The sequence below is a fragment of the Saltatorellus ferox genome (genome assembly GCA_007751475.1).
GTDB lineage: Bacteria > Planctomycetota > UBA1135 > UBA1135.
This window is the reverse complement of the sequence record CP036434.1, coordinates 3,397,695-3,419,656: the sequence shown is the minus strand read 5'-3', so window position 1 is coordinate 3,419,656 and position 21,962 is coordinate 3,397,695. Positions and strand designations below refer to the sequence as shown.

14 protein-coding genes are annotated in these 21,962 nt (G+C 67.5%); 9 read left to right on the top strand and 5 right to left on the bottom strand.

Going from position 1 to position 21,962, the window contains the following annotated elements:
- The first annotated feature begins 6 nt into the window (after positions 1–6).
- Positions 7–399: a hypothetical protein gene (locus tag Poly30_RS12150; RefSeq protein WP_145197626.1), complete on the top strand. Its 393-nt coding sequence runs from the start codon at positions 7–9 to the stop codon at positions 397–399.
- Between the two features lie 444 nt (positions 400–843).
- Here the strand turns inward: Poly30_RS12150 and Poly30_RS12145 are convergent, their stop codons facing one another.
- Both Poly30_RS12145 and Poly30_RS12140 read right to left on the bottom strand, forming a co-directional pair.
- Positions 844–2,346: an integrase catalytic domain-containing protein gene (locus Poly30_RS12145; RefSeq protein ID WP_145197624.1), complete on the bottom strand. Its 1,503-nt coding sequence runs from the start codon at positions 2,344–2,346 to the stop codon at positions 844–846.
- A gap of 120 nt (positions 2,347–2,466) precedes the next feature.
- Positions 2,467–4,953: a hypothetical protein gene (locus Poly30_RS12140; protein ID WP_145197622.1), complete on the bottom strand. Its 2,487-nt coding sequence runs from the start codon at positions 4,951–4,953 to the stop codon at positions 2,467–2,469.
- Between the two features lie 810 nt (positions 4,954–5,763).
- Between Poly30_RS12140 and Poly30_RS12135 the strand changes: the two genes are divergently transcribed.
- Positions 5,764–7,320 carry a transglutaminase-like domain-containing protein gene (locus Poly30_RS12135; RefSeq protein WP_145197620.1) on the top strand — a complete coding sequence of 519 codons (1,557 nt, stop codon included), beginning with the start codon at positions 5,764–5,766 and terminating at the stop codon, positions 7,318–7,320.
- A 37-nt stretch (positions 7,321–7,357) separates the two neighbouring features.
- On the opposite strand, the gene Poly30_RS12130 is transcribed toward Poly30_RS12135, so the two are convergent.
- Positions 7,358–8,299 (bottom strand): polysaccharide biosynthesis/export family protein, encoded by a 942-nt coding sequence (locus Poly30_RS12130; protein ID WP_145197618.1) that lies wholly within the window; start codon positions 8,297–8,299, stop codon positions 7,358–7,360.
- Entirely contained in the window at positions 8,296–8,622 is a 327-nt protein-coding gene (locus tag Poly30_RS12125; RefSeq protein WP_145197616.1) for a PadR family transcriptional regulator, read from the bottom strand. Before Poly30_RS12125 ends, Poly30_RS12130 begins: the two co-directional genes overlap by 4 nt.
- 637 nt (positions 8,623–9,259) lie before the next feature.
- Here Poly30_RS12125 and Poly30_RS12120 point away from each other — a divergent pair.
- From Poly30_RS12120 to Poly30_RS12095, 7 genes are all read left to right on the top strand, one after another.
- Positions 9,260–10,966, top strand: a complete 1,707-nt coding sequence (locus tag Poly30_RS12120) for a hypothetical protein (RefSeq protein WP_145197614.1) — start codon at positions 9,260–9,262, stop codon at positions 10,964–10,966.
- Positions 10,967–11,048: 82 nt separating this feature from the next.
- Positions 11,049–11,930, top strand: a complete 882-nt coding sequence (locus tag Poly30_RS12115; protein WP_145197612.1) for a lysophospholipid acyltransferase family protein — start codon at positions 11,049–11,051, stop codon at positions 11,928–11,930.
- Positions 11,927–12,499 (top strand): hypothetical protein, encoded by a 573-nt coding sequence (locus tag Poly30_RS28410; protein WP_419191288.1) that lies wholly within the window; start codon positions 11,927–11,929, stop codon positions 12,497–12,499. Before Poly30_RS12115 ends, Poly30_RS28410 begins: the two co-directional genes overlap by 4 nt.
- Positions 12,487–13,278 carry an NRDE family protein gene (locus Poly30_RS28405; protein ID WP_419191287.1) on the top strand — a complete coding sequence of 264 codons (792 nt, stop codon included), beginning with the start codon at positions 12,487–12,489 and terminating at the stop codon, positions 13,276–13,278. Before Poly30_RS28410 ends, Poly30_RS28405 begins: the two co-directional genes overlap by 13 nt.
- Positions 13,279–13,291: 13 nt before the next feature.
- Positions 13,292–15,925 carry an alpha/beta fold hydrolase gene (locus Poly30_RS12105; protein WP_419191286.1) on the top strand — a complete coding sequence of 878 codons (2,634 nt, stop codon included), beginning with the start codon at positions 13,292–13,294 and terminating at the stop codon, positions 15,923–15,925.
- A gap of 191 nt (positions 15,926–16,116) precedes the next feature.
- The gene (locus Poly30_RS12100; protein WP_419191285.1) at positions 16,117–16,932 is read left to right on the top strand and encodes a GNAT family N-acetyltransferase; all 816 of its coding nucleotides are present in this window, start codon (positions 16,117–16,119) and stop codon (positions 16,930–16,932) included.
- A 320-nt stretch (positions 16,933–17,252) separates the two neighbouring features.
- The gene (locus tag Poly30_RS12095; protein ID WP_145197603.1) at positions 17,253–18,266 is read left to right on the top strand and encodes a hypothetical protein; all 1,014 of its coding nucleotides are present in this window, start codon (positions 17,253–17,255) and stop codon (positions 18,264–18,266) included.
- A gap of 90 nt (positions 18,267–18,356) precedes the next feature.
- Here Poly30_RS12095 and Poly30_RS12090 read toward each other — a convergent pair whose 3' ends face one another.
- Positions 18,357–21,923 carry a hypothetical protein gene (locus Poly30_RS12090; protein ID WP_145197601.1) on the bottom strand — a complete coding sequence of 1,189 codons (3,567 nt, stop codon included), beginning with the start codon at positions 21,921–21,923 and terminating at the stop codon, positions 18,357–18,359.
- Positions 21,924–21,962: the final 39 nt, after the last annotated feature.

Here is a 21,962-nt window from a genome sequence, read left to right as displayed (position 1 = left end):
GCCCGCATGAATGCTCGCTCCGCTCGCCAGCGAAAGAACGCCCTCAGGATCGCAGCCGCCGTCGCTGCGGTGGCCCTTATCGCGTTCGGCGTCGTGCGCTGGTTGGAGCGCGGCCAGTCCGAGACGGTGCCCGCCACCATTGCTTTCGCAGGCGACCCGCCCGCAGCGGCCGAGGTACGAACCGCTGAGGTCGCCCTGACCGATCTCCCCGACCGCGCCGCACGCGCGACGGGCTCGGAGCCACCGCCGGAACGCTCCGAGAATTCCCCCTCCGGGGACTCGGTTCGGGACCAGAGCAGGCCCGGCCGGCGGGAGAGGCGCGCGAAGAAGAAGGAACTCGAGAAGCTCGGCTACGCGCTTCCGCCAGCACCTGCAAAATGGGCACCTAAATGGGCCTGAACCCACGAGCGACACGCTTCCATTCTGGCGCGAACCATCTTCAAGCGGCATATCGTGCCTTACGCTTGCGGCAGGGTTTGACTTACACATCTTCCGCCTCCTTGCCGACCCTCGAGCCTCCAGGCCCTGGCGCTGCCTGCCCAGCGTCAATTACAAAGCCCCATCGTGTTGCGTCATTTTTGGATGTTGCCGGGTGCCTCATCGGAAATCGCACCCAAGTCCAGGCGAGCGCAACCGCTTCTAGCCTGGTTTGGGCGGAGCCCCGTATGAAGCTGGGCATGAGTCGCGAAGCGGCGAATGCCACCGCCGCTGTTCTTGCCGACCGGGCCGTAGGCCTCCCCCCAGGGGGAGGAATTGCAGCTTCCTAAGAGCAGGGGAGGGCCGTGATGGTGCGCCGACGCCAACCTCCTCGATGAGCACAGACCCAGGGCGGAGCTCCGTCTGTCAAGGCGCGCTCGGGGGCGCAGGTTCGTCAGCAAACATAAGCCGTCTGACTGCGTGCGCGCGCCATTCACCAACGCGGCGCTGCAATGTCCTCAGCTGCCCGCTTGAGAACTTGGATGGATTCGCCTCGGAGAGACGATCGAAGATCTCCTTGGCCGTCGTATCTGGTTCAAGCTCAAGCCACCCGAGCACTTCGGGCCATACTCCCACGAAGGGATCTTGCCTCGTGCGCCAGTGTCTCTCCGCTGCTTGCTTTGCACGGTGGGTGGGGCGGACTTCGCCGTCCCTCCAAGCGGACTCCAGCGAGGCGAGGAACCGTTCAAGATCGGCGCTGCGAGCAGGTGGTGCATGATCGAGAGTGCCAGCAACAAGACCTGCGAGGTGCCGCTGCATGGTTCGGATCTCATCGAGTAGTTGGAGCGGATCCAAAGACGCAACGACCGTCCGGAGCTTGTCCTTCGCCTGGGCATCGAGGTGTTCGGAGTCCAACAGCCTGGCGGCCGGTGTCGCCGGAGGGCTGTATGTCTTGCGGACTCGCGCGCCGACGCGCTCCTTGCTCAGCAGCTTGAACGAAGGCTGAAAGAAGTTAACGAACAGCCGCGAGCTGCTGTAGAGCCGTGACAGAGACTCAGCTGCTACCAAGCCTGAGAGCCGGCCGTAGCCTACGAGGCGTCGAACTACCGACCCATTCTTCTGTTCGACCCAAGCCTGGTCATTCTTCCGATAGGGGCGTGACCGTGTGAAGTCCAGATCGTGGTCCTTGGAGAACTGGAGGACAGCGTCGTTGATAAACTCGCTGCCGTTGTCAGTGTCGATGCTCCGCAGTGCGAAGGGCATGGTCGCGCAGAGGGATTCGAGTCCCTTGACCACCAAGCTCGAGTCTCGCACGACCAACGCAATGCACTCGGTCCACCCTGAGTGGATGTCCGTGACCGTGAGCGTGTGGTTGAAGCGGCCGGCGACCGATCCACCGCAGTGTGCAAAGAGGTCAACCTCCACGAAGCCCGGCAGCGGATCGTCCCAACCTCCAGCTGTTCGGACCGGGACCTGGCCCCCGACCGACAAAGGTCGCTTGGCTGGCCGCCGCTTCGTCTTGGAGCGTGCCGGAGCCAAGATCCTGTCGATGGTGGAAGCGCTTGCGCGCAGCAGCTTCGACCGAACCTCTTCGTCCAGGTTGAGGTGTCCATGACGCGTGAGCGAGTCGATCAGCACCGGAAGCAGCCGCTTCAGGCGCTTCCCGCAGATCCGATCGGACGCCTCCCAAAGCACGATCAGCGACTGCGCCACCGCCTCGTCATAGACACGGGTGTGCTGCCGCCTTGGCTTCTGCTCCGCGCTCACTCCACCGGCCTTCAGGAGCCGTGTCGAGTGATTGCGGTGGAAGCCTGTGACGCTGACAAACTCGTCGAGGATCAGGGTCTTCTCGTTCTTGCTTGAGTCTCGGTACCGGGCGCTGAAAGCTACGACGAGTTCTCGCCGTGCTTCGCTGCTGATCTCTGCCATGAGTTACTCCTGTGGGTTTGGGTAACATCTAGCTTGAGGCAACAGGCCGGCCTGGATGACATTTCAGGTGAGGCAATGCGTTGGCACCGGGCAGGGTTGGATACCCGCCGAGGTGCCGTCTCAGCGCAGATCGATTCGAATCGTCCAGCCCTGTTCCGGAGGCCGCTCGGAGGTGAAGTGAAGCCAGCGCCGAACGGACTGCCAGGCTCGATCATCGAGCTCGCGGTAAGACCCTTGGCCGATTGCTCCATCGAGTCGCAGCCTGTCTGGCTGCTCTGGATCTCCAGCGGCGAGTACCAGGGTACACCCCGAGTCGCCCGCGGGTCGATGGATGAGGAGCCTGACGGCCGCGCCCGTGGTGATGGTCCTCTGGAGCCACGCAAGGATGGCTTCGTGGTCCAGCGGCCGGCCCTCGAGCTTCGACAGCTCGGCACCGAGCGTCTCGTCGCCGTCGGGCCGGAGGATCACCCGGTTCACGGTGGTTCCGAGCCGCGTGATGCCGCGCTCCAGTGCGCTGCGCTGGGATGGCGGACCTTCGAAACTCTCCATGGATCGTCGTAGCGCGGGGAGCGCCTCCAGTCCAGCCAAGGCGATCTTGGCCTCCGCCGCGTCGAGGGCGTCAAGGTCCGCCGACTGCATCGCCTTCACCAAGGGTGCGACGACCTCGTCATCGAGCGGAGGAATCGCCGGCGCGCCGACCGGGGTGGGCTCGGGCTCCTCGCCGAGGGATACGCGGAGCCGGTTGCGGATCTCCTCGAGCACGCGGTCACGATCCTCCCGTGGAGCATCGACGGGAAAGGCCGCGGCGTTTCCCCCGCGCGCGAGAAGGTAGGCACCGACGAGGTCCGACACGCGCGAGTCGGGTCCGCGGTACGGGGATCCGTGCGGAATGAGGCTCGCGACCTCGGCGCCGTCGACGAGCCCGCGGAGAAGGATTCGAGCGATCGCGGGATCGCGGGTCAAAACGGATTCGCGCGCGGCGATCTCTCTCCCTATCGCGTACCGCGTGATCGCCGTCTTCATCGGGGTTTCGGCGGCGATGGCGTCCCATGCTTCGAGCTCCACGAGCTGGACGGCGAGGCGCCTCCACGCGTCCTCGTGAACCTGATCGTCGAAGAACGCGGCCTGCGTCGCTGGCAGGCGCGGCGAGCCATGACCCGGGTCCGTTCGCAGGATTTCCAGCGCAACACTGCGCGCTCGCTTCGGATCCCATCGCCCGAGCCGCTGTGCGGCCATCTGCCTGACGGCGAAAGGTCGTTCCGGAGCGCATTGCTCACTCATGATGGCCTCGATCGAGACGTGATCTGCCTGGCCGAGTTCGGAGATCAACTGGACGCGACGAGAGATCGCCATGTCGGCGGCGAGGAGTGAGCGGAGCGCCTGGGCGGCGGCCGCAGGATCACTCCCGACCAGGCGCCGGATGGCCTCTGTGTCCACCCAACCCTTGTTCAAGATCTCCTCGGTAAGCAGCGTCGACTCGCCCTCCGCCTGGCGTCGCAAGAGCCAATCCCGCGCCGCTTGGGGAGTGGCGAACCACTTGCCCGTGATGGCTTGGACACCCATCTGCGCGGCCGTTCCGACCTTGATCGTCTCCGGGCTGAGACCTAGCCCATGGGATACGGCCCGCGTCAACGTGGTATCGCCGAACGCGTCGACGAGCGCCGGCAGCGAGGCATCGCCCATGGAGATCAGTCGATCGAGCATCGTGGACCCCTTACCACGCGAATGAAGGCTCACGCTTCCATTGATGCTGAAGACGGCCTCCGAATCTCGCAGGCGCTGGACCAGCGCGCGCGCCAGCGACTCTCCGGTCAAGGATTCGAGTTCCTCGTCGGTGGGAAGCCCCGGCGCCTCGACGATCATGCGGGCCAAGATGTCGGCTTCCGAACCTGCTGGACCCGCGAAGTGACTCTCGGGGAAGAGCTCGGCAAAACGCAGGAGCCGCGCTCGTTTCCCGGCAAGGTCAGCGGTCATCCCGGAACCGGTCCATGCGGCCACGCGCTCGAAGACCTCGGTGTCCGCTCGAAGGAGGGCGGCCAACGGCGTCCCTGACCGCCCTCTCGATCGCCCCTCGAGTCCGTACCTGATCGCTGCCGCACCGAGGAGGCGGGACTCCAAATCCCCAGCGTCGCTCCGGTAGGCGCGGCGAGCCGCCATGATGAGCTGGCTGCGGACGGGGAGGACGTTCCCGAACCCAAAGGCGCCGTCGTCGTCGCCCTGATCGTCGCTGCTCCCCGGTTGGACCTCGTGGAGCCACCGCTCCGCCGCGTCGGCGAATTCGACGAACTCCATCCGAATGGCGTCAGCGGCACCCGGCCCCTGCGCCTTCGGCACGCGAAGCGAGAAACCGCCGAACGCGAACAGCTCGATACGATCATCCGACTCCGAGACGACGAACGCGAGGCCAGACTCGCCAGGTCGCGTCCATCGAACCGTTCGAAGATCGACTCCATCCGGATAGTCCAGGCGGTCGAGCCAGGCGTAGAGCTGATCACGCCCGGAGCGATCCGGAACCTCGACAGGTGCTGGTGACTGAGCCGACGCCACACCGGTAGCCGCAATGAGCAGACACGAGGTGGTGACGAGGGCGGTGAGACTGTGATTCATGGGAAGTGCTGTAGTCGATCAAGTGCCCGGTGGTCACCGAGCCAGTCGCCCGCAAATCTCTGAATCGGGGCGGGATCTGTGAACGCAACTGTCCACTTTCAGCTCGCGGGTCACGTCGTGCTGACCAGCGTGCCCAGGCCTATCGTCCGCGGAATCGAGCCATGCGCCGTTCTGCCACCCCGCGTGGACCCCCTGTCCTTCCCCACGACCCCCCGTCCGACTTCATTCGGTTCCCGTTCCCTCTCCAGCCGGGCGATCCCCATGGATGAGTCGAGGCGCGCGAAGAAGAGCACGAAGGAAATCTGAGGCAGTCCGCCCGCTTCCAGCCGGATCGCCCCAGCCGCCGCGCCCCTGTTTCCCTTGACCCCCAAGGTCCCGCGCTCCCCCCGTGGAGTTGGGCACTCCATCGCACACGTCAGTACCACCTCATCGACTCTTTCGCTTCACAGCTGTGGAAGAGAAACCCTCCAGCTGAAGCGCCGCATCCAGCGCTGCGTGGAAGGGGCCTTCGAGCGCGCCACGCGCCACCTCTCCCCCAACGAGCGAGCGGTGGCCCTGACCGGCACGTTCGCGTTTCTCGACGAACGAAGGAGGCGATCCGCCCGTCGCCCTTGCACAGGAAGCCTGGCTCGACCTCTGCGCCGAGATCGAGCGGGTGGTTCTCCCGCTACCCCGGACCGGACCCGAGCGAAGTAGAAGAGAAGAACAAGTAGCGCGGCTCAATTGCACGGATGGGCGACCTCGATTCGCGTTCGGTGCCTTTCGGGATCCAGAGCTGAAACTGCCCGGGGGGGAGTGAGTAGGCGAGGCATGCTCACGTCTTCCCATGCACTCCTTTTTGCGGCCTCCTTGGCCCTCTCGTCCGGGCCAGGTGGCATCGACTCCGACAGCGACGGACTTTCCGACTTCCTGGAAGTTCACAAGTACCTCACGGATCCGCAGAAGGCCGACTCGGACGGCGACGGGATACCGGACGGGGACTGGCTGGAGCGGCGCGAGTACGCCTATACCGTGCGGTCCCTCGTCCAGGTGATGAGGCCCGTGACCCCGGAGTTCCTGAACGACGCGTACCAGGACGTCCGCGTGCTCGACGAGACGGATACGTACGTCGAGCTGGAGGTGATTCACTACCCGCTCGTCGACCTGAAAGGTGTCGGAGCGGACGGCGAGTCCGAAGACGTCGCGCGCTGGCTGGAGCCCGGGCCCACGTCCAACGCGTCACGTGACCTGGGGCAAGCCATCCGTGCCGCCATGAAGAAGAGCGGCGAGGGCATCCCGGACCTCCGCGGCGCGGGCGGCGTCGCTGCGGCAGCCAAGTGGCTTCTCGATCACGCGAAGTACAAGGATCGATTCACGACGTTCATCACGGCTGTCGACGCGAAGGGCGCATTCTTCATTCCCGAGGATCTCGCCGCGTACGCGCGGAAAAAGGCCAGCGGAGAGGGCCTCACGGCGGAGGACGCGTGGCCCCGCGAGTTCGAAGCCGCCGGCATGTTCGAACACGGCGAACGCGGGAGCTGCTCCTCGTCGGCCATCTACCTGTCGGGCTGCCTGCGCGCCCTCGGCGTTCCCACGCGGACCGTCCTCTGCATTCCCATCATCGACGCGGGCGATGATCGCGAGTGGGAGCTGCTCGAGCGCGGTCTCCATCACAACGGCGTCCGGACGACGCTCGAAGCTGCGCTGGACGGCTCTCGACGGGGCTGGTCGTCGCACACCTTCAACGAGGTCTACGTCGAGGGTCGCTGGCACAGGCTCAACTACTCCGACATGGACGCCGGCGTGTTCCACGAGGGCTTCTTCGGGCTGATGACCCACGTGGCCACCTTCCACGACTGGGCCGACGCGCGCATGTGGGAGACGATCGGACGCCGCTCGACCCTCTCCAACGACGACAAGGAAGAGGACGTCTTCGGCCACCAGAACCCCTACTCGACCCTGGCCCTGCGCGACAGCTTCGGTGTTCATGGCAAGGTCCGGAACCCGCCGCTCGAGGACCCGGTGATCACCGTGGAGGCCCTCTACTGGACCGACTCGAAGGAGCTCCCTGACGACATCCTTCGGAGCAACCAGGACCGAGGCCGCCTCGGCCTCATCGCCGCGGTTTCGGCCCGATCGATGGGCGACCTCGTCAAGCAGCTGAAGCGAGCGGACAACGAGGTGACGCTGACCACGGACGGATCCAACGAGATCAAGGCGAGCTTCCACCCCGGCTGCATCTGGCTGTTGGGCCAACGGGGCTACCTGTACGCTCCCATCGACAAGGCGAGCTTCGAGAAGATCGCAGAGGGCACGACCTGCCGAGCCACGACGCGCGAGCACGAATCGGGACCGCGCTGGATCCTGGACAGGACGATCACGCGATAGGCGCGGGGCAAACACGTGCAGCCCTCGCCCTGGACGCCTATTTGGGGCGGGGTGCGTCCGTTACCGTGACGCGGATCACGGGCTCCTCGGTGAAGAATGGTCGGGAGCGGTCCACCAGGATCGTCTCCAGATCACTGCGGGTGTACCCGGCCACGTGAAAACGGCCTAGCTGATCCAGAAGCAGTGTCCCGTCTGGATCCACCATGATGGTGAAGTTGACGTCGAATGGATGCGCCTCATCATAGAGACGGAGGTAATCGCCGGGTGCGATGGGACGATCCGAATCGGGCTCGACCCGAATGAGTGCTGCCTCTTTCAGCATCGTGACGATCTTCGGAGCCGTGGTGTAGTAGGCGTAGAAGGCTGTGTTGAGCTCCGCATCGATGACCGGAAGTGTCTTGCCAGCGGCCATGAACCAGCCCAGCTGCGGCAAGAGAATCATGCCGTCATAGCACACCGAGCAGACGACATGAAGGTCTTGATGGGCCTCATTCCTCACTTCCAGGACGTCGCCCACAGCGATGGTCGACAGGTCGACCCGCTTTGGAGGAAGACCGGGCGCAACGATGGCGCCAGGAGCAAGACTTGCCGAAGCGGACGCCTGCAAGCGCTCGACAGCTTCACCAAGCTCCTCCAGGCGTGACTCGTAGGCAGCTTCCGCCAGCAGGGAGCGCGCGCCGAGGATCGCCGCGGCGACGAGCAGGAGGACGGTGGTCGCGAGATGAAGTCTCTGCAGCATGATGGGTCTCCATTGGCGTTGGACGAGGCAGGCCCGGCGGATCCGGCGCCGGTCGCCGAAGTACGCGAGCGCCGTTCGATGCGCCGCCCTCGCGTCGAGGCCGGCTTCCTCCAGCGCGCGGGCGCGCGCTTCGAGGTGAAAGCGGATCTCCTCATCGATCTCTTGCTCGATGCGCTCGCGCTCCGAACGCGCGGGCGCGTCGTCTTCACCGAACTCGAAGGCGGCCTGGTCTCGACTCATGCGGGCTCCGTTCCCAGCACGCGACCGATGGCTCGGTTCGTGGTCTCCCACTCGCTCACGCCGGCCGCGAGGTACTTGCGCCCCTTGCCCGTCAGCTCGTAGAAGCGCGCGCGCCGCCCCGTGGGGCTCGGCTGCCAGCTCGACTTGATCCAGCCCGTGCGCTCCATCCTGTGCAAGGCCGGGTAAAGGGTGCCCTCCTCGACGGCGAGGACCTCCTCACTCAGCTCCTGGATGCGCGCCGCGATCCCGTAGCCGTGCAGGCTCTGGGACTGGAGGACCTTGAGCACGAGCAGGTCCAGGGCGCCTTTGGGAAATACACTCATACCTTGATAATCCAGGTATAGACGGTGATACCTGGATTGTCAAGGTATCCGTTCGTCGGCCCGGCGCAGTCGGGCCTTCTGGGCCCCGTATTGCGCTACCATGTCACGAACGAACCCTCCTTCCGTAGAAGCCCCCATGTCTCACGTCGAAAACGGATAGGTCTTCCAAGCGGCATGGCTGACTGTCGCATTCGCGGCGTCGGGGGGGGCCACGAGCTCGAACACGCCCCAGGCTGCGATGGCGGTCAATCTGACGAAGTGACCGAGAGCTGACCGTCACCCGCGCCACGGCGTTGGCAAGAGCCGTGTCACTCCTTCCGCTTCCTTCCGGCCTCTCATCGACTCTTTCGCTTCACAGATGTGGAAGAGAAGCCCTCCAGCTGGAACGCCGCATCCAGCGCTTCGTGGCAGGGGCCTTCGAGCGGGCCACGCGCCACCTCTCCCCCGACGAGCGTGCCGTCGCTCTGGCGGGCACCTTCGCGTTTTTCGAGGAAGAAGGAGGCGACCCGCCCGTCGCCCTCGCACATGACGCCTGGCTTGACCTCTGCGCCGAAATCGACCGGCAGTGGCTCTTCCCGCCCCAGCCTGAGTGACCGCGACAGGTCGCAGACCTCCTCACTTCTTCCCCGCTGCCCGCATGAATGCTCGCTCCGCTCGCCAGCGTAAGAACGCTCTCAGGATCGCAGCCGCCGTCGCTGCGGTGGCCCTTATCGCGTTCGGCGTCGTGCGTTCGTTGGAGCGCGGCCAGTCCGAGACGCTGCCCGCCACCATTGCTTTCGCAGGCGACCCGCCCGCAGCGGCCGAGGTACGAACCGCTGAGGTCGCCCTGACCGATCTCCCCGACCGCGCCGCACGCGCGATGGGCTCGGAGCCACCGCCCGAACGCTCCGAGAATTCCCCCTCCGGGGACTTGGTTCGGGACCAGAGCAGGCCCGGCCGGCGGGAGAGGCGCGCGAAGAAGAAGGAACTCGAGACGCTCGGCTACGCGCTTCCGCCAGCACCTGCTGAGATAAAAGCCTCCTTCATCATTCGCCCGCTCATCGACGCCCATCGGATCCGCCTCTTCGATCCTGGCCATCCGGTCCAGCTGATCGCGGACTACGGCGGCAGCCGCGCGACGGGGAGTGGGTTCCTCCTGGAACAACCCTCGGTCCAGCTCGTGGATCGCCCGGTTCAAGACGCTCCTGTCGTCGTGCTGACCGTCGACCATTTGGACGCGCTGCCGACCAGCGTCAAGATCTATCCCAGCAGCTGGGGCATGGACGGCCTGACGTTCACCGCCACGCCCACCGTGACGCTCGTCCCGATGGATGGCCGTCTGCGCCTGGCGTCGAGACCGGCCGACCGGCCCCGGCCCGGGGAGGTTCGCAAGTCGTTCTCGGGGCGCTGCGCCCTCGTCACGATCAGGGAGAACGGTGACGTGCAGGTGCTGGACTCGCTCTCCTTCGGCGAAAGGGAAGCGCGGCGCGCGCCGATGCTCCGCTTCACCACGGAGTCCACGTGGACCGTCATCCTCGGGATCCCGGAATCGCCCGCGATGGCGGGGGATCTGATCGACGTCTCCGCGCTGCTGGAAGGCGACGACGACCCGGAGAACGTGGTGCAGGTCCCGACCACGCTGCGAGGGATCAGGCCGCCCAGGCACCGCTTCGAAGTCCTCGATCCCTTCCAGGAACCGGTGGCGGGCTGTCAGCTCCAGGCAAGAGTGGACCCCTCTGTCATCTCCGTTTTCGATGCCCGGGGACTCCCTGTCCAGGTCGATGGATTCGTCTTCGTCAAGTCCTCCGCGCGGTCACCGGATGTGAATGCCCAGGTCTGTCGGAAAGGCGGGGTCGAACTCCAGCCGATCGGCCTGGCACGGGTGAGCGCGCTCGCCGAGTCGACCGCGTCGGGGGAGGCCATTCTGGAGGGACTTCACGCCGGCATCCACCTCGTGGACGTGGTGTCGCCGTTCGGCGACCGGGAGCCGCTCGACCAGAATCTCGTGGTCTCGGGAGGGCCGCAGGTCGCGCGGGCCCCCGTCGTCGGCCTGAGCGTTCAATGCCCCGTGGAATGGCGCCAGAGCGAGGAGGGCCGCAAGGCCTGGGCCCGGGCCACGGTGGAGCTGTCCGGCGACCATCGGGCGCTCACGTTCACGGGCCGAGACGCGGAATCGCTTCAGCCGCGCCGCTACCTCATCCGCCCCGGTCAGCCCATGACGGTGACCTGCACGGCCAGCGGCCAGGAGCCCACCACGGCCCCCGTGGCGGCCCAGCCGAGCCAGGCGGTCGCGGTGGCCTTTCCCAAGGCTGCACCTGATTCGCCGAGCCAGGTGTCCGCCAGCGGGCGGACGGGCAAGAAGTAGCAGCCCCCCCGCCGTTCTGGCCTCCGCTTTCGAGCACTTCCCTCGACTTGGCCACCCCGCAGCGGGCAAACTGCCCAAGGTCATGTCCCTCCGGGTCCTCCTACGACTGCTGCTCCTGCCGTGCGTCACGGTCCCACTCTTCCTCGGGTGGCTCCTCACGCGGCCCGTCGCCTGGCTCATCCCTGGCACGGATGCGCCGTTGCAGCGGCTCTGGATCGGGACCTGGGCCCGCGCGGTGCTCTGGATCATGGGCGTGGAAGCGCGCTTCGAGGGCCCCGTGCCCAGGCGCGCCGGCGAGGAGGAAGCCTACTTCCTGGTGGCCAATCACCTCTCGTACGTCGACATCCCGCTCCTCCTGAGCCGGCTCGACGCTCGGTTCCTGGCGAAGAGCGAGATCGCCAGCTGGCCGGTCCTCGGGTTCCTGGCGCGCAGCACGGGCACGCTCTTCGTGGACCGCAGCCGCAAGCGCGACCTGACCCGCGTGATCACCGAGGTGAAGAGCGTCCTGGCCCGCGGCCCCGGCGTCATCGTCTTCCCCGAGGGCACGAGCACCGACGGCTCCCAGGTAGAACGATTCAAGCCGTCACTGTTCGAGGTCCCCGTCGAAACAGGGGTGCCGGTCCGGGTCGCCGCTCTCCACTATCACGCCCCCCGGGGCCCCAGGCCGGCCTGGGAGGCCGTCTGCTGGTGGGGAGACGCCCCTTTCGGGTCGCATTTCCTCACGTTCTTGAATCAGCCCCGAACCGTCGCCACCGTAACCTTCTCCCCCGAAATCCTCCGCACGCCCGAGAAGAGCGAAGCCGGCGCCCGTAAAGCGCTTGCCCAGGCCGCCCAGCTGGCCACGGAACGCTGCTTCACCCCTTCTCGGGAAGCCGCCAGCCAGGGAGCCACCGCCGCTGACGCGGCGGCCGATTCCAAAGCTGACTCCTCGGCCGGCCCCACGACTCCGATCACGTCCCGATGACGTCCACCGTACAGCAGCTGATCGACGACAACCTGGCGGTCCTTCGCCAGGGAGTGGCCCTCGTCTCAGCCCTCGACTCCGCCCAGTTCACGGAGAACGCCCCCGCGCTCGCCCTGTCTGGCGTCGGGCCGCACCTGCGGCACGTCGTGGACTTCTACCAGCGCCTCCTGGCCGCGGTGGAGCGGACGGAACTCGGCCCGAACGAGGTGCCCGAGGTCGACTACGACGCACGGGAGCGCGACCCTCGCGTGGAGATCGATCCCGAGTATGCGACCGCGGTCTTGCGGACGACGATCGAGCGCTTGCAGCGCGCCGCCAGCATCGACCGGGTCAGGAACGACGCGGCCCTCCGCGTGCGCTCCGACGGATCCCCCTGGGTCCCGTCGAACGTGAGCCGCGAACTTCAGTCGCTCGTCAGCCACACGGTCCACCACTACGCGCTGATCGCCGTCGCCGTCCGGTCGGGCGGCGGCGATCCTGGATCGGAGTTCGGCGTGGCGCCCTCGACGATTCGCTACTGGGCACAGCAGGCCGAGGCGAAGCGGGCGAGCGAAACGTGTGCACGCTGACCTGGACGAGCCAGCGCGCTGGTGAGGATTCGCCCCCTGATCCGGAGGAGTCGGGCTATTCGCTCTGGTTCAACCGGGATGAGCTGCTGACGCGTGGTCCCGAGATCCCGCCGCGGATCCAGACCTCGCCGGAGGGCGTGCGCTACATCGCACCGGGGGACAGCGAGGCGGGCGGTACCTGGATCGCGGCGAACGAACACGGGCTGACGGTGGCGCTCCTCAACGGCTACATCGTGAGCCGCGGCCCGACGCTGGAGCACTACCAGAGCCGCGGAGCGCTCGTTCGCCTGCTGGCGTCGCTGGAGCGTCCGCTCGAGTCGCTCGCGATGCTGTCACCGCACGAGCTGGCGCCCTACCGGCCGGCGGTCGTGGTGCTGAAGGCGCCGGGCGATCCCGCGCTCGTCGCGCGCTGGGATGGACTGACCGTGGCCATCGACGTCAGCGGCGAGCGCCAGCTGCCGCTCACGTCCTCCAGCTTCGAGCAGGACGAGGTCCAGCTTTCGAGGCGCGCGCTCTACACCTCTCTGGTCCTCGGCGGAGAGGAGAAAAAGCGCGCCGATGCGCCGGATCCCGAGAGACTCGCTGCCTTCCAGCGTCACGTGGACGCCGAGCGTGGCCCGACGGCTTTCACGCCGACGATGCAGCGCGCGGACGCAGCCACGCGGAGCCAGTGCCACATCGTCGTCACGAAGTCGAACGTCCACTTCGAGTACCGCCCGGGCCCGCCCCATGCGACGGAGGTCTCCGTCGCGCTGGACCTGCCGCGCAGCGGCGCCTGACTTGTCCGCTGACTTGTCCGCTCCCGTGAAGCGCCGGTTCTCCGCCTGGAAGATCGTCCTCGGTCTCTACGCGCTCGCGCTCGCTGTTTCCTGGGCGACCATGCTCGGGCGAGCGCCCGCGCCCGAAGCGCCGCGCGCGGGTTTTGCCTTCACCACCGTGCCAGCTCTCGGTTCGGACGGACTTGAGACCTCGCCTCCCGGCACCGACGCCTCGGTCCGGATCGCCTACCTCGACGCGGGGCCGAAGGCCGCGCCCGCGCTCTTGCTACTCCAGGGCAGCCCTGGCTCCGGCAGCGATTTCCGCGACGTGGTCCCGCTGTTGCGCGACCGTTTCCGCCTGATCGCCCCCGACCTGCCCGGCTTCGGACAGTCGTCGAAAGACATCCCCGACGTCTCGGTGCGCGCCCACGCGGGCTACTGCCTCGAGCTGATGGACGAACTCGGTATCGAGCGCGTGCACGCCGTCGGCTTCAGCATGGGCGGCGGCGTCGCGCTGGAGATGATCGACCGCGCGCCCGAGCGGGTCGAGTCGCTGACGCTGCTCGCCGCCATCGGCGTGATCGAGCTGGAGCTCCTCGGAGGCCATACGCTCAACCACGGCATCCACGGGCTCCAGCTGGGCGCGCTCCGAGCGCTGCGCTGGCTCGTCCCCCACTTCGGCGCGTTCGACCGGGCCATGCTCGGCGTCCCGTACGGCCGCAACTTCTACGACACCGACCAGCGGCGGCTCCGGCCCATCCTGGAGGCACTCGACGTCCCGACGCTGATCCTCCACGGTGAAGACGATTTCCTCGTGCCCGTGGCCGCCGCAGAGGAGCACGCGCGCATCGTGCCCCAGGCCGATCTCATCGTGCTCGACAGCCCCGCGAGCCACTTCCTTCCCTGGTTGCAAACGGAGCGAGTGGCGACCTTGATCGCGCGGTTCGTGGACCGCGTCGAGGCTGGCGAGGCACCGCGGCGATCGGACCTGCCCGGCGAAGCGCGGGCGCTGGCGGCTGAGCCCTTCGATCCGGCGCAGGTGCCGCCGTTCGAGGGCCCGGCGCTTCTGACGATCCTCGCGCTGCTCGCGGTCGCGACGTTCGTCTCCGAGGACCTCGCGTGCATCGCGGCGGGGCTCCTCGTGGCCGACGGCCGCATAGGCTTCGTGGCCGCGTCGCTCGCTTGCTTCGTCGGGATCTTCGTCGGCGACATCGGGCTCTATCTCCTGGGTCGTACCTTCGGTCGCCCCGCGCTGCGCCGCCGTCCGTTCCGCTGGTTCGTGTCCGATGAGGCCGTCGAGCGGGCGAGCCAGTGGTTCGAGTCCAAGGGCATCGGCGTCATCTTCCTCTCGCGCTTCACGCCAGGGCTACGCCTCCCCACCTACGTGGCCGCGGGCGTGCTGCGAACGCGCTTCGCGACGTTCGCGCTGTTCTTCGCGGTCGCCGGCCTCCTTTGGACGCCGGCGCTCGTCGGTATCGCGGCGCTCGCGGGCGAGCAGCTGGCCGAAGCCATCGGAGGCCTGGGGGCGCGCCAGCTCCCGTTCATCCTTGCGCTCATCGTGGTGCTGCTGCAGGCGTACCGTCTTCTGCCGCTGCTCTTCACGCACAAGGGACGGCGCCTCTTGCGCGGCAAGTGGCTGAGGCTGACACGCTTCGAGTTCTGGCCCCCCTACGTCGCCTACCTGCCGCTCGTTCCGTGGCTCGTCTGGCTGTCGATCAAGCACCGTGGCGCGTTCGCTTTCACCGCGTCGAATCCGGCCATGCCCATGGGCGGGCTGATCGGCGAATCGAAGGCGGAAATCCTGGAAGGACTCGGGGTGGATCGACCGGAGGTCCCTCTGTTCGTGCTGCTCGAGGCAGCCGCTGGCCCCGACGCCCGCGCCGAGGCCGCGCTCGCGTTCATGGGGAAGCACGCGCTCGACTATCCGGTCATCCTGAAACCCAACGAGGGCCAGCGCGGGTCCGGCGTTGCCTCCGTGAAGAGCGAGGTAGATCTCGTGGAACGCGTGCGCGCGCTCGACCATGACGCGCTGCTCCAAGAGCGACTCGACGGCGAGGAGTTCGGCGTTTTCTACACGCGCGAGCCGGGCCAGGAAAAGGGCTCGATCTTCGCGATCACGACCAAGGTGCTGCCCGAGGTCAAGGGCGACGGGAAGCGCACCGTCGAGGAGCTGCTGCTGGACGATCCGCGCGCGTGCGCGCTCCACGCGACGTACCTGAAGGAGCTGGGAAAACGCGCGAGCGAGGTGCCTGCGCCCGGCGAGAAGGTCCAGCTCGTGAAGGTCGGCACCCACGCGCGCGGCGCGCTCTTCCTGGAGGGCGCCCACCTCATCACGCCCGAGCTCGAAGCAGCGGTCGAGGAGCTGTCCCGCGGCTACGAGGGCTTCTTCTTCGGCCGCTACGATCTGCGCGCTCCCTCGGCGGAGCATCTCGCCCGGGGGGAGAGCCTCGGCGTGATCGAACTCAACGGCGTGACGTCCGAGGCGACCAACCTCTACGACCCGAAGCACTCGATCCTGGCCTCCTATCGGATCCTCTTCGCGCAGTGGGCGCTCGCCTACTCGATCGGCGCCCGCAACGCGGCCGCGGGGGCCCCCAAGGCGAGCGCCGGCCAGGTTCTTCGCGAATGGGTTCGATATCGGCGAAAACAACGGTCCCACAGGACGTAGGGGGCCGTAAAGGCTCACGATATCTGCACGACCCCTTGATCGTCCCGGGCCGAACGCACCGTATAAACGGGTCCGGGGCTGGCGCGGCCCTCTCTCCCTTCCCCCATCCAGGCATAGCCACCGCGAACCCGCCCCCCCTTCCCATGCCCTCACGCAGCCAAGGCCCGTTCTCCGGAGATCCGATCTCCCGTATGCAGCCAGCCGCCACCCGATCCGGCAGCGAGGATCTGCTTTACGGCATCGATCTCGTCCCGTCCATCGACGTCACGCTCGGCCCCTACCGACTCTGCTTCGCGCGGACCGGCTCGGACCTCGAAGCCGTCCGCCGACTCCGCTACGCGGTCTTCAACGTCGAGCTGGGTGAGGGCCTCAACGGCGCCCACGAGACCGGCCTCGATGCCGACGCCTTCGACCGCCAGTGCCAGCATCTCATGGTCCTCCACGTAGAGACCGGCGCGGTGATCGGGACCTACCGGATGCAAACGGCCGAGTCCGCTGCCGCCGGTCACGGCTGGTACACCTCGGGCGAGTTCGAACTCGATCGCATTCCTCTGGATACGCTGAACCGCGCGGTCGAGCTGGGCCGCGCCTGCGTGGCGCGTCCCCACCGTCACAAGAGCGTCCTGTTCCTCCTCTGGCAGGGTCTGATCGCCTATCAGCAGCACGTGGGCGCCGAGGCCTTCTTCGGCTGCAGCTCGCTCACGGGAACGGACCCGCTCAAGGGCATCGCGCTCTACGCGAAGCTCCTCGCCGACGACAAGGTCCACCCGACGCTCTACGCCCCGCCGCGTCTCGCGACGGCCTGCCCGCTCCTCGACTGGCCGCTGCGCAAGGGCGGTTCCGGCACGGGCGACGTGGAGATCCCCAAGCTCTTCGCGTCGTACCTGCGCAACGGAGCGCTGGTCCTCGGCCCGCCCGCCATCGATCATGAGTTCGGAACGATCGACTTCCTCACCTGGGTTCAGGTGAAGAAGAAGCACCTGCGCCGCTTCGGCCAGCTGACCTGATCGGCAAGCGGCAGGCCCCGCTTCCGCGCGATCGAGGGGACGAGAGCTATCCCCCACGAGCCCGCCGCGCCCCCTCAGGGCGCCGCCGACGCCCCTCTCCAGGGTTGCTTGAGCAAGCCCCCGGAGTTGCCAGCCGGCCGCCCGCTCATGCCCGTTGAGCCTGGCGGCTCCATTCAGCGGTCTCCTGCTCAGGTACCTGCTGTGCCATCGCGCCGCCCAAAGTTACCAGGAAATCTTCCTGGATCGTAGGATGAGGCCCCATGTGGCGCCTGGTTCGACGGTGAACCTGGGCCACGGGCCTCTCCGTTCTCCAGCTCACCATGAATCTGCCAGCCTCTTTCCTCGCAGCCGTCTTCCTCGGCCTGACCGCCAGCGATGCCTCGTCGATGCAATTGACCATCGACTTCAGCGCCACGAACAACCCGAGTTCCCTCGGTGGCCTCGGTTCGGGGCAGTCGTTCTTCCCGGAAGACGTCGTTGGCTACATGAACACGCCCACGCTGGACCTGATCGGCCTCAGCTTCTGGACGGGCAACCTGGGTGGCACCGGCCACGCCACCACCTACATCGCGGTCTATGACGGCGACCCCGACACCGCCAACCTCATTGGTTCCTCCAGCAACTTCGTCGACACCAGTTCGGCGGCAGGCCTCGCGAACTACACGGAGCTCGCCTGGACGTTCGACTCGTTGAGACTCAACGCCGGCACCGAATACTGGTGCGTGCTCTCCAGCTCGCCGATGGACGTCAACCCGACCAACACGGTGCCGCGTTCCCTTCAGGAGTTCGACGGACAGACGGCGCCGAACGACGCCTATCGCGGCACTTCGATCATCGCCAACCGTGCACCGCACACCGAGAGCAAGGACCTTCGATTCCTCGCCACCTTCGCGGATCCGGGCGCCGGTCTCGGCACGTCGTACTGCACGGCGAACCCGAACTCCACGGGTCAGTCGGCCCGCATCCGGGCCACCGGAAGCGCGACTGCTGCGGACAATGACGTGACGCTCCTGGCCGATAGCCTGCCCCAGCTCGCCTTCTGCTTCTTCATCACCAGCCAGGCCCAGGGCTTCGTGATGAACCCAGGCGGCAGCTCCGGCAACCTCTGCCTCTCCGGCGCCGTCGGACGCTACGTCGGCTCGGGGCAGATCCAGAACTCTGGCCTCGGCGGCATGATCAGCTTGCCCCTCGACCTGACGGCCACTCCGACCCCCACGGGCTTCGTCTCGGTGATGGCCTCCGAGACCTGGAGCTTCCAGGCGTGGTACCGCGACAGCAGCCCGTCCGGTCCCACGTCGAACTTCACGGACGGCTACTCCGTGACGTTCCAGTGATGCAGACGGTGATATGGACGGTGGTGTGCGATCCCGCCGGCCGACCTCGCACCCACGATGGTCGCCCCGAGGGCCGAGCGGGCTCGCAAGCTACTGCCCTTCGTCCTCTTCGGCCGGCGGGCGGCTGAACTCCGGCAGCTTGCGCTCCGGGCGGCCATGATCGCGGAAGACCGTCAGCCAGTGCTCCAGCTGGTGCTGGCTGATCGCGGCCGCGCTCGTGAACGTCTGACACATCCGAGCGACGCCGAAGCCGTCGACGAAGATCAGCCAGCGGCGGCCCTGGTCGATCGCTTCGAAGCGGTGCTCGTCCGAGGCTTCGTCCTCGGCAGCGGCGGGGTCCGTCACCCCGTGGAACACGATCCTGGGCGGAACGCTGTTCTCCGGCGCGGAGTCCTGGAGTTCGGCGTCGAACGCCGCACGATCGAGGACCTTCTCGAAGCGCCGGGGGAAGGCGACCACGAGGGGCTGGCCCACGCCGTTGCGGGACATTCGCTCCAGTAGCTGGACCGCGGTTCGGCGGGCGCGCGCGATCTCGCGCGTGATGTCGTCCCTCTGGTCTTCGGCGGAGAGTTCTCCTCCCTCGTCGTCCGCGCTGGAGATGGAGCCCGCCTTCCCATCCGACGGGATCCAGAGCACGAGGGCACCGTTCGTCGGCGGCTCCATCTGATCGCCGAAGTAGACGCTGACGTTGCGCAGACGGTCGAACTCGGGGCCGGTTCCGCGATCGAGGTCGAGGATCGCCACGGGCTGGCGGTCCAGGCGGCGCACGATGGGCGGCGCGACGGCGATCGTACCGCTCATGGTGCCGAAGCCGACGTAGCCCTCGATGGGCGCACCGTCGACGGTGTGGTAGGAGCCCGCGAACTGCCCTGCGATCCAGAGACTCGCCACCGGCCCCGTGATCAGCAGTTCGATCTCGATGGAAGCGCTGGGCGGATCCAGCTCGATGGCGCCGCCTCGGACGGAGGTCCAGAGACCGCCTTCCCGCGTACGCATCCCGTCGAAGCGCCAGTTCACCTTGTCGAAGGACGGCTCCTCGTCCGACTCGCCGATCGCGTACTGGACGTCGCCTGCGGTCAGCGGAATGCGGATGTTCCGCTCGCGGCTCGACCAGCCCAGCACGATCAGACCGGTGGCGTAGGCGGTCGTGAAGTTCATCCGCGTCTGGATTCGGTAGGTGCCCGGAAGCATCCAGCGCGACGCGCGCACGAAGGAGCGACCGCCGCCGTTTCGATCGAAGCGGCCGGTCGACGTCCGCGCCGAGTTCCTTCCGAGGAGCAGCGTCCCGTCGTCCTCGACGAAGTAGAGCCCCTCGGGTCGATCCTCGTCGAGGCGGGTCAGGGACTCCTCGACCCAGCCACCGAGTTCGTCGGGCTCGCCTGGTGGGATCGCGATCGCCTGGTCAACGGCCCCCGGGGCCGCCGTCTCCTCTCCGGCCCTCTCTCCGACCCTCTCTCCGGCCCAGGCCGCCACGCGCTCGGCGTCGCCCGCCACCCGGCGCGCGGATTCCGGCGCTCCGCCTGCGGCCAGCGCCGCCGCCACCGCGCCGAGTTCGGCGAGACAGGCATCGACGGCCTTGAGATCGCCGGGGAAGGCCCCGAGCCGGGCGCGCGCCGACTTCTCGTGCACGCGCGAGGCGAACGGCTCGCCGTTGCGCTCGTGCTGAACGGTCCACAGCGCTTCACGTTCGCGCAGCGATGGGGACTTCAGCTTCTCGAAGGCCTCGACGAGGTACGCCGCGGTACGCGGATCGTATCCGTCCACCGCGCGCGCCCAGACGAGCGCGCGGATCGCCTCTTCGGGCTTCCCGAACTCCAGCAAGAGCGCGCCAGCCTCGCGCGCCTGGTTCTGACCGAACAGCGGCTCCGCTCGCACCCAGTCCCAGGTCCAGGTCGGCTCGTCGTAGATCCAGGTCGCTCCCTCACGATCCTCCAGCGTGTTCATGTAGCGCTTCGTGAACGGCGCCTTCTCACGCAGCGCGAAGCCCCGGAGAAACTCCGTGAACATCTCCTGGAACTCGTCGAACGAAGACGGCCGGCCGTTCTTTCCGTCGCAGAAGTGATCGACGAACTCCTCGAAGAGATCGTCGGGCTTCGACGGGTGCTTGCCCTGGTCCTCGTACGTGTGCAGGAGATCGCGGAACAGCGGTTGGCCCCCGGACATCGACGGCGCGTTGCCCGGGAACCACGTCGAAAGGAAGACGTAGAGCGCGTTGCCGGCGCTGTAGTTCTGCCGATAGTCCCCGGGCGTGCCGCTCAGGATGTTCGTCAGCGTTCGCGGGCTGCTCAGTCCACGATTCACGACGCTGATGAGCGTGCCGTGGGACGCGTAGTCGTCCACGAAGCTGTGGTCTTCGATTCGCGCGTACGCGCCGCCCGTCCAGACCGCGCGACCCTCTGCGAGCCAGGCCGGAATCCCGCCGTGCAGGGCCCCGTCGAAGCGGTGCGTCAGCTCGTGGGTCAGCGTTCGCCCGAGGCCCTCGATCGTGCCCGCGGCCAGGCGCACGACGGTCGTGTCTCCGCTCTGGAAGCCGCCGACCCAGAAGAACGGCGCACCCTCGGCCTCGAGGCCGCTCGGGTCCGGCACGATCCGGATCAGGCCCTGGCGCTCGACCTTCGTCCCGTTCCTGACGAACGGATCCGACCCGAAGTAGTTCGCCAGCCGCTCGTGGTGATCCTCGATGGTTCGCGCGACCGCGAGCAGCGTCTCGTACCCGCAGTCCGATTCGATCCGGTAGTAGCCGCGCGGCGAAACGGCGACACCGGGTTCGGCGAAGCTCGAGTGACTGCGCGTGAACGACTCGCCCTCGTGCAGGCTGAGCCACTCCAGATCCTCCACCGTCCACGGTTTGTCCGAGCGCTCCGCCTGGCGCTCGCGCGCCTTGTCGAGGATATCGGACCCCTTGGCCCGCCACTTCGCCATGCCGCTCGGCCGATCTCCGCGCAGGTCGCTGAAGTCCGCCTGGACGCCGAGACCCCGGAGGATCCGACCCGCGCGGATCGCCGTGCCGAGGTCGCCGGTCGCGATCGCGCGCGCCCCCACGCGATCGAGCGCCTTCAGCACAGGGCCGTGGGCGCCCGCGGGAACCGAGACGTCCGGCTTGAGCGCTGGACCCATCGCCTCCGCGACCCTCGCCGTGCGCTGGACGAGGTCCAGCGCGAAGCGCCGGGACCAGGCCGCCGTCAGAAGGTCCTCGGGTGAGCGCGAGCCCTTGGACTCGTGGTCCTGGGCGACGCCGAGCAGCGCGTTGGCGAGCTGGACGCGCGCGGCGGCGGCGCGTTTCGCGAGCCCCTGGACGTCGAGTTCCTTCCCGCCGATGGTCCAGGCGCCGCGCGGGCTGGCGACGCCAGAACCGCGGGGGTCGACGGTCGCTTCGGCGTGGATCAGCGCGGCCGTGGCCATTCGGTCCACGTCGCCCGCCGCGCGCGCGAGTTCTCCGAGTTCGAACGCCGCCTCCGCGCGTGTTTCCGCCGACGCGAGGGCGCGCTCGAAGTGCTCGCGCGCCCGATCCGGCTGGCCGCGCTTCACGGCGGCGCGGCCAGCCTCCAGCGCGAGCTCTGACGTGGAGTCCAGGGGAGGCGCCGCGGAGCCGCTGGACACGCCTGGAAGGGGCAGGGGAAGCGACAGGACGCATGCAGACAGAATCTGAACGAGCATGGCCCTATTAGAAACGAACGCGCCGGGTTCCGTTGTGCG